Source organism: Shinella pollutisoli, from assembly GCF_024609765.1.
Taxonomy (GTDB): Bacteria; Pseudomonadota; Alphaproteobacteria; order Rhizobiales; family Rhizobiaceae; genus Shinella; species Shinella pollutisoli.
Genome location: NZ_JANFDG010000006.1, coordinates 115,345 through 129,647 on the forward strand (window position 1 = coordinate 115,345; position 14,303 = coordinate 129,647).

14 protein-coding genes and 2 pseudogenes are annotated in these 14,303 nt (G+C 70.8%); 8 read left to right on the top strand and 8 right to left on the bottom strand.

The window, feature by feature from the left end; all coding sequences use genetic code 11:
• Positions 1-36: 36 nt before the first annotated feature.
• The 5 genes from NNZ72_RS06900 to NNZ72_RS06920 form a co-directional block, all read right to left on the bottom strand.
• Positions 37-543, bottom strand: a complete 507-nt coding sequence (locus tag NNZ72_RS06900; protein ID WP_257314400.1) for a hypothetical protein — start codon at positions 541-543, stop codon at positions 37-39.
• Positions 544-545: 2 nt separating this feature from the next.
• Positions 546-1,280, bottom strand: a complete 735-nt coding sequence (locus tag NNZ72_RS06905) for a DUF2259 domain-containing protein (protein WP_257314401.1) — start codon at positions 1,278-1,280, stop codon at positions 546-548.
• Positions 1,277-1,954, bottom strand: coding sequence for a ribulose-phosphate 3-epimerase (gene rpe / locus NNZ72_RS06910; RefSeq protein WP_257314402.1), 678 nt, complete (start codon positions 1,952-1,954; stop codon positions 1,277-1,279). The genes NNZ72_RS06905 and rpe overlap by 4 nt, the downstream gene beginning before the upstream one ends.
• 229 nt (positions 1,955-2,183) lie before the next feature.
• Positions 2,184-3,179: a P1 family peptidase gene (locus NNZ72_RS06915; RefSeq protein ID WP_257314404.1), complete on the bottom strand. Its 996-nt coding sequence runs from the start codon at positions 3,177-3,179 to the stop codon at positions 2,184-2,186.
• A complete protein-coding gene (locus tag NNZ72_RS06920; protein WP_257314406.1) occupies positions 3,176-4,240 on the bottom strand; it encodes an ABC transporter substrate-binding protein in 1,065 nt (354 codons plus the stop codon). Before NNZ72_RS06920 ends, NNZ72_RS06915 begins: the two co-directional genes overlap by 4 nt.
• A gap of 144 nt (positions 4,241-4,384) precedes the next feature.
• Between NNZ72_RS06920 and NNZ72_RS06925 the strand changes: the two genes are divergently transcribed.
• The 8 genes from NNZ72_RS06925 (at position 4,385) to NNZ72_RS06960 (ending at position 12,350) form a co-directional block, all read left to right on the top strand.
• A complete protein-coding gene (locus NNZ72_RS06925) occupies positions 4,385-4,867 on the top strand; it encodes a flavin reductase family protein (protein WP_257314542.1) in 483 nt (160 codons plus the stop codon).
• A gap of 78 nt (positions 4,868-4,945) precedes the next feature.
• Complete coding sequence (locus NNZ72_RS06930; protein ID WP_257314544.1) at positions 4,946-5,821, top strand: AAA family ATPase; 876 nt, start codon at positions 4,946-4,948, stop codon at positions 5,819-5,821.
• Between the two features lie 3 nt (positions 5,822-5,824).
• Positions 5,825-7,054 (top strand): vWA domain-containing protein, encoded by a 1,230-nt coding sequence (locus NNZ72_RS06935; protein ID WP_257314408.1) that lies wholly within the window; start codon positions 5,825-5,827, stop codon positions 7,052-7,054.
• Positions 7,047-7,379: an XdhC family protein gene (locus NNZ72_RS06940; protein WP_257314410.1), complete on the top strand. Its 333-nt coding sequence runs from the start codon at positions 7,047-7,049 to the stop codon at positions 7,377-7,379. The genes NNZ72_RS06935 and NNZ72_RS06940 overlap by 8 nt, the downstream gene beginning before the upstream one ends.
• Positions 7,379-8,077 (top strand): XdhC family protein, encoded by a 699-nt coding sequence (locus NNZ72_RS06945; protein ID WP_257314412.1) that lies wholly within the window; start codon positions 7,379-7,381, stop codon positions 8,075-8,077. Before NNZ72_RS06940 ends, NNZ72_RS06945 begins: the two co-directional genes overlap by 1 nt.
• Positions 8,074-9,687 (top strand): NTP transferase domain-containing protein, encoded by a 1,614-nt coding sequence (locus NNZ72_RS06950; RefSeq protein WP_257314414.1) that lies wholly within the window; start codon positions 8,074-8,076, stop codon positions 9,685-9,687. Before NNZ72_RS06945 ends, NNZ72_RS06950 begins: the two co-directional genes overlap by 4 nt.
• Before the next feature lie 3 nt (positions 9,688-9,690).
• Complete coding sequence (locus NNZ72_RS06955; protein ID WP_257314415.1) at positions 9,691-10,011, top strand: TfoX/Sxy family protein; 321 nt, start codon at positions 9,691-9,693, stop codon at positions 10,009-10,011.
• Between the two features lie 215 nt (positions 10,012-10,226).
• The gene (locus NNZ72_RS06960; protein ID WP_257314417.1) at positions 10,227-12,350 is read left to right on the top strand and encodes a TonB-dependent receptor domain-containing protein; all 2,124 of its coding nucleotides are present in this window, start codon (positions 10,227-10,229) and stop codon (positions 12,348-12,350) included.
• A gap of 3 nt (positions 12,351-12,353) precedes the next feature.
• Here the strand turns inward: NNZ72_RS06960 and NNZ72_RS06965 are convergent, their stop codons facing one another.
• From NNZ72_RS06965 to NNZ72_RS06970, 3 genes and pseudogenes are all read right to left on the bottom strand, one after another.
• Entirely contained in the window at positions 12,354-12,767 is a 414-nt protein-coding gene (locus NNZ72_RS06965) for an NUDIX domain-containing protein (RefSeq protein ID WP_257314419.1), read from the bottom strand.
• Between the two features lie 11 nt (positions 12,768-12,778).
• Positions 12,779-12,988, bottom strand: a pseudogene (locus NNZ72_RS25650) (DEAD/DEAH box helicase); the annotation flags it as partial.
• Between the two features lie 68 nt (positions 12,989-13,056).
• Positions 13,057-14,284: pseudogene (locus tag NNZ72_RS06970) on the bottom strand (DEAD/DEAH box helicase); the annotation flags it as partial.
• Positions 14,285-14,303 lie beyond the last annotated feature (19 nt).

Sequence of the window (14,303 nt, forward strand, 5' to 3'; positions counted from 1 at the left end):
GGATTGGCGCCGCTTTAGCAAAGATGGCGGGCAAGCTCAACGCATGGTCTTCGCAAGCCACAGGCTGGCGCCGGCGAGCAGCGGCAGGCCGACCGGCAGGTAGAGCGAGAGCCCCATCACGGCGAACTGGTAGACGGCGCCGGCCGAGGTGAAGACGAACTGGTACACCCAGATGCGCGTGCCGAAGGGCTGGTGCCACTGCGCGTAGAACAGCCGGTACTGCATGGCGAAGAGGAAGGCCGTCATGGCGATAGTGCCGACGCCGAGCAGCACGAAATGGGCGGCGAAGCGCGTTTCGGCGGCGTGGCGGCGGGTGAGCCAGCGGGCGAGCGGCAGCACGATCGGCCAGGCGGCGACGCCGCCGCAGAAATAGAGCGCCAGCAGCTTCGCCAGATGGAAGGTCTGCCAGCGCTCGTGCAGCAGGAGCGAGACGAGGGCGCAGGCCGCCATCAGGAGCCCCCAGCCGACCGCCCCGCCGAGACAGAGCGTCAGCGACGGGAACACCGCCGCCGTCCGCCGCTCCGTGCCGGGGGGGACCGCCATCGTCACGGCCGGAAGGGGACCGCGAGCCAGCGTCCGTCGCTGCCCTCGAAGCCGAAGCTGCGCACCAGCACCAGCGCGACATGGACCGGCTCGCCCGGATACGGATGGAAGGTCACGGCGCCGGAGATCTGGTAGGAGAGCGGGCAGTTGCGGCTGTCGGGGATGCGCGTGTCGGCGTGGAGGACGCGGTCGGCGGGCGCGCCGTCCCGCTCGACGAGGCGGAGGCGGAAGCCCTTGCCGCCCTCGGGCGTCAGGTCCCTGCATTTCTCCGGGACGGGGAGGGCGATCTCCTCCAGTTCCAGCGCATAGCGCCCGCCCGGCATCGGCTCGACCGCGTGCGGGAAATAGGCGATGCGGCTCCGGTCGACGCCGGCCTCGCCCATCGGGTTGAAGGCGGCGAGCACGCCGGGATTGGCAAGAAGCCCGTGCGTCCCGATCAGTGCGTCCGCCGTCTCACGGCTCTTGGCGCGCGCGGTCGCGAGGTCGGCGGCCTCGTCGTCGAGGCGCACGCGCACCGGCGTGCCGGGAAGGAAGGCGTCCTTCTCCGTGTCGAGGAAATAGAGACTGGAATAGGGAAAGCCGGAGCCGTCCTGGACGCCGAATTCCTCGAAGGCGAAGACCTTGCCGTCGGCGGAGAAGCCGATGGGCTGGAAGGCCGCGAAATCGCCCGCCCCGGCCGGGGCGGCGAGAAGCAGGCAGGCGGCGAGGCCCGCCGCCAGGCCCGCGCGGGCTCTCATGCCCGCGCCCCTTGCGCATTGGCGCGCAGCGTCTCGACGGTCTTGCGGTAGGCGTCGACATGGCCGCCGCCGAAGATCGCCGAGCCGGCGACGAAGGCGTTGGCGCCCGCGCGCGCCGGCACGGCGATCGTGTCCAGCGCGATGCCGCCGTCGACCTCGATGTCGATCGGCCGGTCGCCGACGAGCGCGCGCACGCGGCGGATCTTCTCCTCCATCGCCGGGATGAACCTCTGGCCGCCGAAGCCCGGGTTCACGGTCATGACGAGGATGAGGTCGATCTTGTCGAGGAGATAGTCGAGCACGCTTTCCGGGGTCGCCGGATTGATGGCGACGCCCGCGCGTTTCCCCAGCGCCTTGATCGCCTGCACGGAGCGGTCGAGATGGGGGCCCGCCTCCGCATGCACGGTGATGCCGTCGCAGCCGGCCTTGGCGAAGGCCTCGAGATAGGGATCGGCGGGCGCGATCATCAGGTGGCAGTCGAAGAAGGCGTCGGTCTGCGGGCGCAGCGCCTTGATGACGTCCGGGCCGAAGGAGATGTTCGGCACGAAATGGCCGTCCATGATGTCGAGATGGACCCAGTCGGCGCCCGCCGCCACCACGTCGCGCACTTCCTGCCCCAGTTTCGCGTAGTCGGCGGCGAGGATGGACGGGGCGATGCGGATGGGCTGGCTCATGTCTGGCTCCGTGAGGATGGGGTCGGCGACGGCATAGCATCGCCGGCAGGGGCGAACAACGGGGCAATTGGAATGCATCTTCTCCGCTCTCCCCTTCTCTCCGGCGGGAGAAGGCCGCGGCAGCGGGATGAGGGGGACGCCGAAGGCGGGATTGCGGTACGTTCCACCCCCTCCTCATCCGACCCTTCGGGCCACCTTCTCCCGCCGGGAGAAGGAGAAAGGCGCACCGTCAGAGTGTCGACGCCCAGGCGGGCGAAAGGTCGCCGGGGCGCGGCTCGGCGTCGTGCACGCCGCGGGCGATGGCGCGCGCCATGGTGGCGGCCGCCGCCGCGCAGAGGTCGATGAAATCCATGGGCTCCGGCGTGCGGCCGGCCCGGCCGGTGGCGAGCGCGAAGACGAGGTCGCCGTCGAGCGGCGTGTGCGCCGGCCAGAGCGCGCGGGAAAAGCCGTCATGGGCGGCGATCGCCAGCCGCTTCGCCTCCGCCTTGGTGAGGGCCGCGTCGGTGGCGACGACGGCGATGGTGGTGTTCTCCGGGCCGGCGGAAAGCTTGGTGCGCGGCAGCCTTGCCTCGGCGGGGAAGGGCGAGGGCAGGCCGAGGCCGCCGAACTCGCCGTCCTCCTCGAAGGGGGCGGCCCAGAAATGGCGCGTGCCGCCGACCGTCGCCGAGCCGAGCGCATTGACGGCGACGAGTGCGCCGACGGTGAAGCCGTTTCCAAGCGCGGCCGACGCGGTGCCGAGCCCGCCCTTGAAGGTGGCGGTCGTCGCCCCCGTGCCGGCGCCGGCGCTGCCGGTCGCAAAGTCCGCCGCGACCGCGGCGAGGGCCGCGTGGCCCAGCTCGCGGTAGGGCGGGAAGCGGCCCCAGCCCTTGTCCCCGCCGTTCGCAAGGTCGAAGAGGATGGCGGCCGGCACGATCGGCACGCGGAACGGGCCGACTTCGAAGCCGCGCCCCCGCTCGCGAAGGCCCGCCTGCACGCCGGAGGCCGCGTCGAGCCCGAAGGCCGAGCCGCCGGACAGCACGACGGCATCCACCGCCGCGACCGTGTTGTGCGGCTCGAGCAGGTCCGTCTCGCGCGTGCCGGGCGCGCCGCCGAGCACCTGCACGGCCGCCGTCGCCGGCTCCTCGCAGAGGACGACGGTGACGCCGGAGCGCAGCGCATGGTCGGTGGCGTTGCCGACCAGGAGGCCCGCGACGTCGGTGATGCGGTTGCGCGGCCCAGGCCTCATCGGGCGGCACCCTCCGCGGGCACGAAGGCGCCGTCCCGCCATTCCAGCAGGCGGTAGGGGTTTTCGCGAAGCTCGTGGTCGGCGCCGAAGGCGACGGGGCCGAGCGCCGTGGCGAAGGTCTTTCCCTCCAGCGCCCCGGCGAGCGCGCCGCCGTCCTTCGCCGCGGCCGCAAGCAGCGTCACGGCGGCATGGGCCGGCAGCACGTAGCCTTCGGCGACGATCTTCTCCTCCTTCAGCGCCGCGGCGACCGGTGCGCCCTCGGGAAGGGCGGCGTAGTCCGGAAGGGCGATCGCCTGCACGCCGTCCGTCATCGGCACGAGCGGATCGGCCGCGACGAGCTGCTCGCCGCCGAGCAGGCGGAAGCTCGCGCGCTCGGCCGCGGCATCGCGGGCGATGATCGCCGTGTCGGTGCGGTCGCCGCCGACGAAGACGCGGGTGACGCCGGTCTTGGCGAGCCGGCGCACCAGCGTGATCTGCTGCTCCTGCGCCGGGCGGAACGTGTCGACGAAGGTCGCCTTCATGCCGATCTCCTCCAGCCTCAGGCGGATCGCCTCGGTGAGCTCGCGCGCATGGATCGTGCCGTCGTCGATCAGCGCGAAGGGTTCCGCGACCCAGTCGCGGGCGATGACCTCGACGGCCTTCTCCGCCTCGGCCTTCGGCGCGGGGGCGAGCCGGAAGAGGGGCCAGCCCTTCTTCAGCGCGTCCTCCATCAGGATGCCGGAGCGCACGGAGAGCGTGACCGCCGGCACGCCCGCCTCGGCAAGGGCGGGCAGCGAGGCCGCGAGCCCCTCTGTGCAGAGGAAACCGACCGCCGCCGATGCTTCCGCCGCGAGGACGGCGCGGGCGATGCGGTCGTCGTCCGTCTCGTCGCAGGCCTCGGCCACCTCGACGATCCGGTCGCCGGCGGCCTCCGCCGCGGCCCGCGCGCCGGCCCGCACCTGGTCGCCGAGGACGGCAAGCGGCCCTTCCGCCGGCGCTACGACGGCGACGGTCAGGCCGTCGGCGAGGGCGGGTGCTGCAAGGAGGAATGCGGCGAAACTGGCGAGAAGCGCGGTCTTCATGGTGGTCCCATAGCTGCAACCCAAGCCTTTGTAAGGATCGCGCAAGACGCGTCAAAGAAAAAGATCGACCGCAGGGGTTACATTTTTCTTCATTTCCGCCATGTATCACCTGTGTCAAAGGAGACTGCCGTGTTGGACAGGTTGATGCTGGAGCCGTCGCTCTACCGCGATGCGATGAGCCGTTATGCCGGCCATGTGCAGATCGTGACGACGGCGCATGAGGGCGAGCGGCGCGGGGTGACGATCACCGCCGCCTGCTCGGTGTCCGACGGCCCGCCGACCGTGCTCGCCTGCCTCAACGCCTCCAATGCCAACAACGACATCTTCCGCAGGGCCGGCCGTTTCGCGCTGAACTCGCTGTCGGCCGACCAGATCGAGCTCGCCAACGCCTTTTCCGGCCGCGACCCGACGCTGTCGTCGGCGGACCGATTCGCGCACGGCGACTGGCGCGAGCTCGTGACCGGCGCGCCGGTGCTCGCCGATGCGCTCGCCGCCTTCGACTGCCGGCTCGTCGAGATCAAGGTCGTGGCGACGCACATGATCCTGATCGGCGAGGTCGCGGGACTGTCCTTCGGCCCGCAGAAACCGGCGCTCCTCTATATGGACCGGGGCTACCGCGCGTTGTAAGTTCTCACCCGAGGACGGAGGAACGGCGTGGCTTATCGGCGCGGGACGATCCCGCAATCGATCGACGAGACGGTGGACATGCTGTCGGCGGGCGACTATCTCGCCGGGCGCCCGCTCGCCACCGTGCTGTTCCTCTCCCTGCGCATGAAGCGGCCGCTCTTCCTCGAAGGCGAGGCGGGCGTGGGCAAGACCGAGATCGCCAAGGTGCTGGCCGGGGCGCTCGACCGGCCGCTGATCCGGCTGCAATGCTACGAGGGCCTGGACATCGCCTCGGCCGTCTACGAGTGGAACTATCCGGCGCAGATGCTGGAGATCCGCCTTTCCGAGGCGGCCGGCACCACCGACCGCGGCCGCATCGAGGCCGACATCTTCTCCGAGCGCTACCTCATCCGCCGGCCGGTGCTGCAGGCGCTCTCCGCGCCGGACGGGCGCGCGCCGGTCTTCCTGATCGACGAGCTCGACCGCACCGACGAGGCCTTCGAGGCCTTCCTGCTGGAGGTGCTCTCCGATTTCCAGGTGACGGTGCCGGAACTCGGCACGATCCGCGCGGGCGAGCCACCGATCGTCATCATCACCACCAACCGCACGCGCGAGGTGCACGACGCGCTGAAGCGCCGCTGTCTCTATCACTGGGTCGACTATCCGGAGGCAGCGCAGGAGCTGGAGATCATCCGCCGCAAGGTTCCGGGCTGCAACGCGGCGCTGTCGCGTGAGGTCGTCGCCTATGTGCAGAAGCTCCGGACGCTCGACCTCTTCAAGAACCCCGGCGTCGCCGAGACGATCGACTGGGCGAGTGCGCTCACCGAGCTCGACCGGCTGGCGCTCGATCCCGAGACGGTGTCGGACACGCTCGGCGCGCTGCTCAAATACCAGGACGACATCGCCCGGATCGACGGGGCGGAGGGCCGAAAGCTCCTCGCGGACGTCAAGGCCGAGCTGGCGGCGGCGGGCTGAGCCATGGTGGCGGCGGAGGTCGAGGCCGACGGATGTCTTGCCGACAACATCGTCCATTTCGCCCGCGTGCTGCGCAAGGCGGGGCTCAGGATCGGGCCGGCGGCGGTGACGGACGCGATCGAGGCCGTGCAGGCGGTCGGCATCGGCGACCGCGACGAATTCTACACCGCGCTGCATGCGACCCTCATCAAGCGCCACGAGGACGACCCGGTCTTCGACGAGGCGTTCCGGCTGTTCTGGCGCGCCCGCGACTTCGTCGGCAAGATGATCGCCATGATGTCGCCGGTCGTCGCGCGCCACGAGGAGCGCGAGAAGCGCAAGGCCGGCGAGGCGCGCGTCTCCGACGCCCTTTTCGGCAGGCAGGACGACAGGCGGCGCGTACGCGAGGAGCCGGAGATCGAGATCGACGCCCGCTTCACCGCCTCCGGCAGCGAGCGGCTGCGGAAAGCCGATTTCGCGCAGATGACGGCCGCCGAACTCGCCGAGGCCAAGCGCGCCATCGCCGGCCTCGCGATGCCGTGGGACCGCGTGCGCACCCGCCGCTTCCGCCGCTCGACCCGGCCGGTCGCCATCGACGCCCGCGCCACCATGCGCCACGCCATGCGCACCGGCGGCGCGCTGATCCTGCCGCGCCACCGCGCGCCGAAGCGGGTGCATCCGCCGCTCGTGGTGCTCGCCGACATCTCCGGCTCGATGAGCCAGTACACCCGCGTCTTCCTGCATTTCCTGCATGCGCTCGGCGAGCGGCGGCGGGTGCATGCCTTCCTGTTCGGCACGCGGCTTTCCAACGTCACCCGGCAGATGCGCCACCGCGATCCCGACGCTGCCGTCGAGGCCTGCAGCGCGACGGTCGCCGACTGGTCCGGCGGCACGCGGATCGGCGAGACGCTGAAAAGCTTCAACCGGCTGTGGTCGCGCCGGGTGCTGGGGCAGGGGGCCGTGGTGCTGCTCATCACCGACGGGCTGGAGCGCGACGGGATCGAGCTGCTCGACCGGGAGATCGACCGGCTGCACCGCTCCTGCCGCCGGCTGGTCTGGCTCAATCCGCTGCTGCGCTTCGACGGCTTCGAGGCGCGGGCGCGCGGGGTGCGGGCGATGCTGCCGCATGTGGACGAGCTGCGCCCGGTGCACAATCTGGAGGCCATGGCGGACCTCGTGGCGGCGCTCTCGGGCGAGGCGCCGCGCGGACGGGGCGATCCGCGGCGATTCCCGGCGGGAGGGCATCATGGATGAGGCGACGGACGACAGGCTCGATCCGCTGGCGGTCGCGGAGCGCTGGATGGACGAAGGGCGGACGCTGGCGCTCGCCACCGTGGTCGAGACCTGGGGCTCGGCGCCGCGCCCGGCCGGCAGCCACCTGGTGATCGACGGCGACGGCAATTTCCACGGCTCCGTCTCCGGCGGCTGCGTCGAGGGCGCGGTGATCGGCGAGGCGATGGAGGTGATCGGCGACGGCGAGCCGCGCATGCTGGAATTCGGCGTGGCCGACGAGACCGCCTGGCGCGTCGGCCTTTCCTGCGGCGGGCGCATCCGCGTCTATGTGGAGCGGATCGGCTGATGGACCCCTATCTCCTGCGCAAGCTGAACCGGGAGCGCGCCGCCCGCCGCGCCGTCATCCACCTGACCGACCTCGGCGACGGCCGCGACCGGGTGATCCGCGAGGGCGACCCGGTGGCGGGCGATCTCGGCGCGGCGGTGGCGGCGGCCTTCCGCTCCGGCCGCTCCGGCATCGTCGCGGCCGAGGGGCGGGAATTCTTCCTCAACGTCCACCTGCCGCCGGCGCGCATCGTCGTCATCGGCGCGGTGCATATCAGCCAGGCGCTCGCCGTCATGGCGCGCACCGCCGGCTTCGACGTCACCGTCATCGACCCGCGCACGGCCTTTGCCACGGAGGAACGCTTCGCCGGGGTCGATCTCGTCGCCGACTGGCCGGAGGATGTGCTGAAGGCGCGCCCGCTCGATGCCTATACGGCGCTCGTCGCCGTGACGCACGATCCGAAGATCGACGATTTTCCGCTGTCCGCGGCGCTCAAGACGGGCTGTTTCTACATCGGCGCGCTCGGCAGCCGGAAGACCCATGCGCGGCGCGTCGAGCGGCTGACGGCGCTCGGCCACGGCGCCGACGAGATCGCCCGCATTTCCGCCCCCATCGGCCTCGACATCGGCGCGGCGAACCCGGCGGAGATCGCCGTGGCGATCCTCGCCGACATCGTCCGGGCGCTGCGGCGGCGGCCGCTTGCGGGGGACGGCGCATGATCTACGGCGAGGTCCCCGTCTGCGAAGCCGTCGGCACGCGGCTGGCGCACAGCGTGCGCGCCGAAGGCCTGTCGCTGCGCAAGGGCCATGCGGTCACCGAGGCGGACCGGGCGGCGCTCGAGAGGGCGGGGGTAGAGCGCGTCATCGCCGTGCGGCTGGAGGCGGGCGACATCGGCGAGGACGAGGCGGCCGTGATGATCGCGCAGGCGATCCCGCCGGGCAACGTCTCGCTCGGACCCGCGGCGACGGGACGAATCAACCTGCATGCGACGGTGAACGGGCTCTTCGTCGCCGACCGCTTCGCCATCGACCGGCTGAACCGCATCGACCCGGCGATCACCATCGCCACCCTGCCGGATCATTCGACCGTTGCGGCCGGCGACATGGTGGCGACGATCAAGATCATCCCGCTCGCCGTCGCGGGCGACCTCGCGCGCCGCGCCGCGGCGGTGATGGCGGAGGGCAGGGCGCTGCAGGTGAAGGCCTTCTCGCCGCGCCGTGTCGGGCTCGTGGCGACCGAGCTGCCGTCCCTGAAACCCTCCGTGATGGACAAGACGCGGCGGCTCCTCGAACAGCGCCTGAAGCCCTCCGGCAGCCGGGTGACGGGCGAGCGGCGCGTGCCGCATGCGACGGCGCCGGTGGCGGAGGCCATCGCCGGGGCCGTGGCGGAGAACGACCTCGTCGTCGTCTTCGGCGCCTCGGCGGTCGCCGATCCGAACGACGTGATCCCGGCGGCGATCCGTGCCGCGGGCGGCGAGGTGGAGCACCTCGGCATGCCGGTCGATCCCGGCAACCTGCTGGTGCTGGGCCGCGTCGGCGCGGTGCCGGTGCTCGGCGCGCCGGGCTGCGCGCGAAGCCCGAAGGAGAACGGCTTCGACTGGGTGCTCGCCCGCATCTTCGCCGGCGAGAACCCGGGGCCGGAGGAAATCACCGGCATGGGCGTCGGCGGGCTGCTCGCCGAGATCCCGAGCCGGCCGCAGCCGCGCGAGGCGCAGGAACGGGCGGAGAAACCGCTTGCCGTCGCCGCGCTGGTGCTCGCCGCCGGCCGCGCCAGCCGGATGGGCGGACGCCACAAGCTGCTCGCCGAATTCGACGGCACGGCGCTGGTGCGGCGCACGACCGAGGCGGCGCTGGCGGCAGGGCCGGAGCGCGTCGTCGTCGTCACCGGCCACCGGGCCGACGAGATCGAGGCGGCGATCGGCGGCCTGCCGGTCATGATCGTGCGCAACCCGGACCATGCGGCGGGGCTGTCGACCTCGCTTCGCGCCGGTGTCGCGGCCCTGCCGGCGGATTGCGACGGGGTGGCGGTGGTGCTCGCCGACATGCCGCATCTCGCTGGTGCCGACCTTCGCAGGCTCCTCGACGCCTTCGCCGACGCAGGCGGGCATGCCGTGGTGCGGGCCGTCTCCGGCGGGCGGCGCGGCAATCCGGTGATCCTGCCGGCGGCCGCCTTTCCCGCCGTGCTGCGGCTCGAAGGCGACGTCGGCGCGCGCCATATCGTCGAAAGCGCCGGCCTCGAGATTGTCGACGTCGAGATCGGCGAGGCGGCGCGCGTCGACGTCGATACGCCCGAGGCGGTCGTCGCCGCGGGCGGCGTGCTGAGGGACTGAGCGATGGACCGCGACGAGATCGAGGAGATGTTCCAGGCGATCGGGCCGGTGACGGTGCGGCGCATGTTCGGCGGCAAGGGCATCTATCGCGACGGCCTGATCCTGGCCATCGAGTTCCAGGGCGAGATCCTGCTCAAGGCCGACGCGGAGAGCGCGCCGGACTTCGAGGCCGCCGGCTGCCGGCAATGGACCTACGAGGGCAAGCGTGCCGGAAGGCCGGTGAGGATGCCCTACTGGTCGATTCCCGACGACGCCTTCGACGATCCGGACATCATGGCCGAATGGGTGCGGCGCGCCCACGCCGCGGCGCTGCGCGCCCGCTAGAACGCGGTTCGCCGCATCGAAATCCGCGAGGGGCGCTCCGCGCGCCGAATCCGGAGCGGCCTGTCCGTATGCGGGCGATTTCCCGCGGGGTGCGGAATGCTCCGAGCTTTTTTCGTTGCGATTTCATTGCGATGAAACTTGACTTGTTTGGTCAAGTTGGCCATTAGCAAAGGGAGCCGCACACATCCGGCGGCCGCTTTCGGGTGAGGTTTTCCATGCAGGTCCATCGTTTCCACGCGTCGGCGCTTCTGGCCGGTACGGCCATGGCGATCGCTCTTCTCGCCGTTTCGGGTCCGGCAAAGGCGCAAGAAGCCGCCGCCGGCGGCAATGCGACGGAGCTGGAGCAGATCACCGTCGACGGCGCGCGCGAGGGCGACATCGTCGACGTCCCGGCCGCCGTGTCGAGCGCCGACCGCGACACGATCCAGGACAGCTATGCCGGCAACGTCACGCAGGTGCTGCGCTCGACGCCCGGCACCTTCACGCGCGAGCCGCCGGACCAGGCGGGCGTCGTCGTCAACATCCGCGGCCTGCAGGGCATGGGCCGCGTCAACAGCATGATCGACGGCGTGCCGCAGACCTTCCGCAACCTCTCCGGCCACAGCGGCACCTTCGACGACATGCTCTACGTCGAGCAGAACCTCCTCGTCGGCGTCGACGTGACGCGCGGCGCGGTCTCGGGCGCCGAGGGTATGGGCACGCTCGCGGGCGCCGCCAATTTCCGCACGCTCGACGTGGACGACGTGCTGCTTCCCGGCCGGGACTACGGCGTCATGACCACCGTGCGCGTCGGCACGAACGGCTTCGACTATTCGCGCCTGCTCGCGGGTGCGGCGCGCACCGACATGGGCGAGGGCGAGATCGGCGTCGTCGGGGCGCTCAGCGACACCAAGCGCAGCCCCTACGAGAACGGCGACGGCATCCTCTATCCCAACGGCGGCGCGCAGCATCCGAAGTCCGGCCTGTTCAAGGTGAACTTCGCGCCCGATTCCGACCACAGGCTCTCGCTCGGCGGCATCTGGTACGACAACGAGTTCCTGCCCGGCAGCTCCGGCTACAACTGGCTGATCAACAACCAGACCTACACGGCGAAATACACCTACCGGCCCGGCAGCGACCTGATCGATTTCAGCGCCAACGCCTATCTGAACATCACCGACATGGAGTTCGACGGCAGCAACGGCACGTCGACGGTGTTCGACGGGCGCAAGGGCACCAACACGACCACCGGCTTCGACGCGGCCAACCGCATGCGCTTCGATCTCGGCGAGGAGACGGAGCTGAAGCTCCTCTACGGCTTCGCCTTCAGCCACGACGAATACGAGGGCAACGCCAAGCGCGGGGCCAACCCGGACGGCACGCTCGTCAAGGCCGGCGCCTTCGGCGAGGCGACGGTGAGCCATGGCATCTTCGACGTGACCGGCGCCCTCCGCTACGACTACTGGTCGCTCGAGGGCATCAGCGGCTACGAGGCGGCGGGGACGGGCGGCTGCCCGGCCGGCGGCGATCCCTGCCCGATGGACGCCCTGTCGCGCTCGGGCGGCGACCTCAACCCGAAGATCACCGTCGCGGCCCGTCCGCTCGACTGGTTCCAGCCCTATGTCACCTACGCCCACACCTCGCGCCCGCCGACGGCGTCGGAGATGTTCTATCCGGGCGGCCACAGCTTCGACGGCTCCTCGGACCCGATCAACAACAACCCGAACCTCGTGCCGGAAACCAGCCGCGGCTGGGAATTCGGCGTCAACCTCGCCGGCGAAGACGTCCTTGCCGGCGGCGACCGGGCCTGGCTGAAGGCGGGCTACTTCCACAACCGCATCAAGAACTACATCACCTACGACGTCGACACGGACGGCTCCGCCCGCTGGGTGAACGCCGGCGGGACGACGATCATGCGCGGCGTCGAGATCGATGGCGGCTACGACGCCGGCCGCTACTATGCCGGCTTCTCGCTGACGATCGCCGACACCGAGCAGCCCGAGGCGGTGATCTCCGGCGTCGGCAACGACACCGGGCAGCTTCCCGACGACTTCGCGACGATCGACGTCGGCATGCGCTTCTTCGAGGAGGCGCTGACGGTCGGCGGGCGGATGCGCTATGTCGGCGAGAGCAAGCAGGCCTATATCAACGAGGCCTCGTCCTTCCGCCTCGACGACTACACGCTCTTCGACGTGCACGCCTCCTGGCAGGTCAACGAGAACGCCAAGGTCTTCCTGAACATCGAGAACGTGTTCAACCGCACCTACATGCAGGCGAATTCCGGCCTGGCGGACAATCTCGCCGGCATCGCCAACGGCCGCGGCCGCACCTTCATCGTCGGCGCGACGGCGAAGTTCTGACGATCAGCGGGCGGAAAGCGCCCGCACCGCGTCGGCGGCGAAGCGGGAGAGCGGCGAGGGGAGCGCGTCGAGCGCGAACCAGCCGAATTCCGGCAGCCTGTCCGGCTCCATGACGCGCGGCTCGCCGGAGATGTCCTCGGTCACGTAGATGAGCGACAGCCAGTGCTGGTTCTCCTCGGCGAGGATCTGCTCGGACAGGCACAGGAAATCCACCGCACCGATCGACAGCCCCGTTTCCTCGCACGCCTCGCGGCGGGCGGAATCGACGGCGCGCTCCATATGGTCGATCTTGCCGCCGACGATGTTCCAGTGGCCGGCCTCGGGCGGGCGCGTGCGGTGGTAGAGCAGGAGCCTGCGCCCACGCAAAATGGCCAGGCCGCAACCGAGGCCTGGCACGTCGATGCCGGGAACCGCCATGGATCGGCCGGTCAGGCCTTGCCGGCGATCAGCATGAAGGCCGGGATGTCGTCGCCGAAGCCGAGCGGCGTCGGGCCGTCGTCCTCGTCGCGGCGGTAGCGGCTGCGGCGCTCGCGGTTGTCGTCGTTGGCCGGACGCGGGGCGGCGTGGTTGCCGGCACGCGGGGTGCGGGCGGGATTCTGCGGCCGCCCTTCCGCCTTGCGTTCAGCTTTCACGGCTTCCACCTTCTCTTCCGTCTCGCTCGTCTCGATGCGGGCGCTCGGCGCCGCACGGCTCTCGCTCCTGCGGCTGCCGGAGCGGTCACGGTCGCGGCCGCCCCGTTCGCTGCGCTCGCGGCCCCGGCGGGGCCGTTCGCGCTCCTCGCCCTCGACGGCCGGCGGCAGCGATTCGACGTCGCCGGCAAGCCACTCGATCTTCTGGTCGATCAGTTTCTCGATGGCGTCGAGGAATTTGGCATCGCGCTTGGCGACCAGGGTGAAGGCGGCGCCCGACCGGCCCGCGCGGCCGGTGCGGCCGATGCGGTGGACATAGTCTTCCGGATGGATCGGGACGTCGAAGTTGAAGACGTGGCTCACGTCGGGGATGTCGAGGCCGCGCGCGGCGACGTCGGAGGCGACGAGCAGCTTGATGTTGCCGTCCTTGAAGTTCGCCAGCATGGTCGTGCGCGAGCGCTGGTCCATGTCGCCGTGCAGCGCGCCGACGGAGAAGCCGTGGCGGTCGAGCGAGCGGAAGAGGTCCGCGACGTCGACCTTGCGGTTGCAGAAGATGATGGCGTTCTTGAGTTCTTCCTGGGCGCGGATGAGGTCGCGCAGCGTGGCGCGCTTCTCGTAGTCCTTGCCGTGGGTGGCGACGAGGCGCTGCGTCACGGTCTTGGCGGTGGAGGAGGGCGGCGCCACCTCGATCCGCTCCGGGTTCTGCAGGAAGCGGTCGGCGAGCTTCTGGATCTCCGGCGGCATGGTGGCCGAGAAGAACAGCGTCTGCCGGGTGAAGGGGATGAGCTTGGCGATGCGCTCGATGTCGGGGATGAAGCCCATGTCGAGCATGCGGTCGGCCTCGTCGATGACGAGGATTTCCACGCCCGTCATCAGGAGCTTGCCGCGCTCGGTGTGGTCGAGCAGGCGGCCGGGGGTGCAGATCAGCACGTCGGCGCCGCGCTCCAGCTTGCGGTCCTGCTCGTCGAAGGAGACGCCGCCGATCAGCAGCGCCACGTTCAGCTTGTGGTTCTTGCCGTATTTCTCGAAGTTCTCCGCCACCTGGGCGGCGAGCTCCCGCGTCGGCTCCAGGATCAGCGTGCGCGGCATGCGCGCCCGGGCGCGGCCCTTTTCGAGCAGCGTCAGCATCGGCAGCACGAAGGAGGCCGTCTTGCCCGTGCCGGTCTGGGCGATGCCGAGGATGTCGCGCCGCGACAGCGCCGGGGGAATGGCGCCGGCCTGGATGGGCGTCGGGATCGTGTAGCCCGCGTCGGTGACGGCGGAGAGGACTTTCGGGCTCAGGCCAAGATCAGCAAAAGTGGTCAAAGGGAAAACTGTTTCCGTT

Excerpts from the sequence above, each read along its gene's own strand:
- NNZ72_RS06955 (WP_257314415.1), top strand. The coding sequence starts at position 9,691 with ATGGACCGCGACGAGATCGAGGAGATGTTCCAGGCGATCGGGCCGGTG.
- NNZ72_RS06965 (WP_257314419.1), bottom strand. The coding sequence starts at position 12,767 with ATGGCGGTTCCCGGCATCGACGTGCCAGGCCTCGGTTGCGGCCTGGCC.
- NNZ72_RS06920 (WP_257314406.1), bottom strand. The coding sequence starts at position 4,240 with ATGAAGACCGCGCTTCTCGCCAGTTTCGCCGCATTCCTCCTTGCAGCA.
- NNZ72_RS06905 (WP_257314401.1), bottom strand. The coding sequence starts at position 1,280 with ATGAGAGCCCGCGCGGGCCTGGCGGCGGGCCTCGCCGCCTGCCTGCTT.
- NNZ72_RS06940 (WP_257314410.1), top strand. The coding sequence starts at position 7,047 with ATGGATGAGGCGACGGACGACAGGCTCGATCCGCTGGCGGTCGCGGAG.
- NNZ72_RS06935 (WP_257314408.1), top strand. The coding sequence starts at position 5,825 with ATGGTGGCGGCGGAGGTCGAGGCCGACGGATGTCTTGCCGACAACATC.
- NNZ72_RS06930 (WP_257314544.1), top strand. The coding sequence starts at position 4,946 with ATGCTGTCGGCGGGCGACTATCTCGCCGGGCGCCCGCTCGCCACCGTG.
- NNZ72_RS06900 (WP_257314400.1), bottom strand. The coding sequence starts at position 543 with ATGGCGGTCCCCCCCGGCACGGAGCGGCGGACGGCGGCGGTGTTCCCG.
- NNZ72_RS06960 (WP_257314417.1), top strand. The coding sequence starts at position 10,227 with ATGCAGGTCCATCGTTTCCACGCGTCGGCGCTTCTGGCCGGTACGGCC.
- NNZ72_RS06950 (WP_257314414.1), top strand. The coding sequence starts at position 8,074 with ATGATCTACGGCGAGGTCCCCGTCTGCGAAGCCGTCGGCACGCGGCTG.
- NNZ72_RS06945 (WP_257314412.1), top strand. The coding sequence starts at position 7,379 with ATGGACCCCTATCTCCTGCGCAAGCTGAACCGGGAGCGCGCCGCCCGC.
- NNZ72_RS06925 (WP_257314542.1), top strand. The coding sequence starts at position 4,385 with ATGCTGGAGCCGTCGCTCTACCGCGATGCGATGAGCCGTTATGCCGGC.
- NNZ72_RS06915 (WP_257314404.1), bottom strand. The coding sequence starts at position 3,179 with ATGAGGCCTGGGCCGCGCAACCGCATCACCGACGTCGCGGGCCTCCTG.
- rpe (WP_257314402.1), bottom strand. The coding sequence starts at position 1,954 with ATGAGCCAGCCCATCCGCATCGCCCCGTCCATCCTCGCCGCCGACTAC.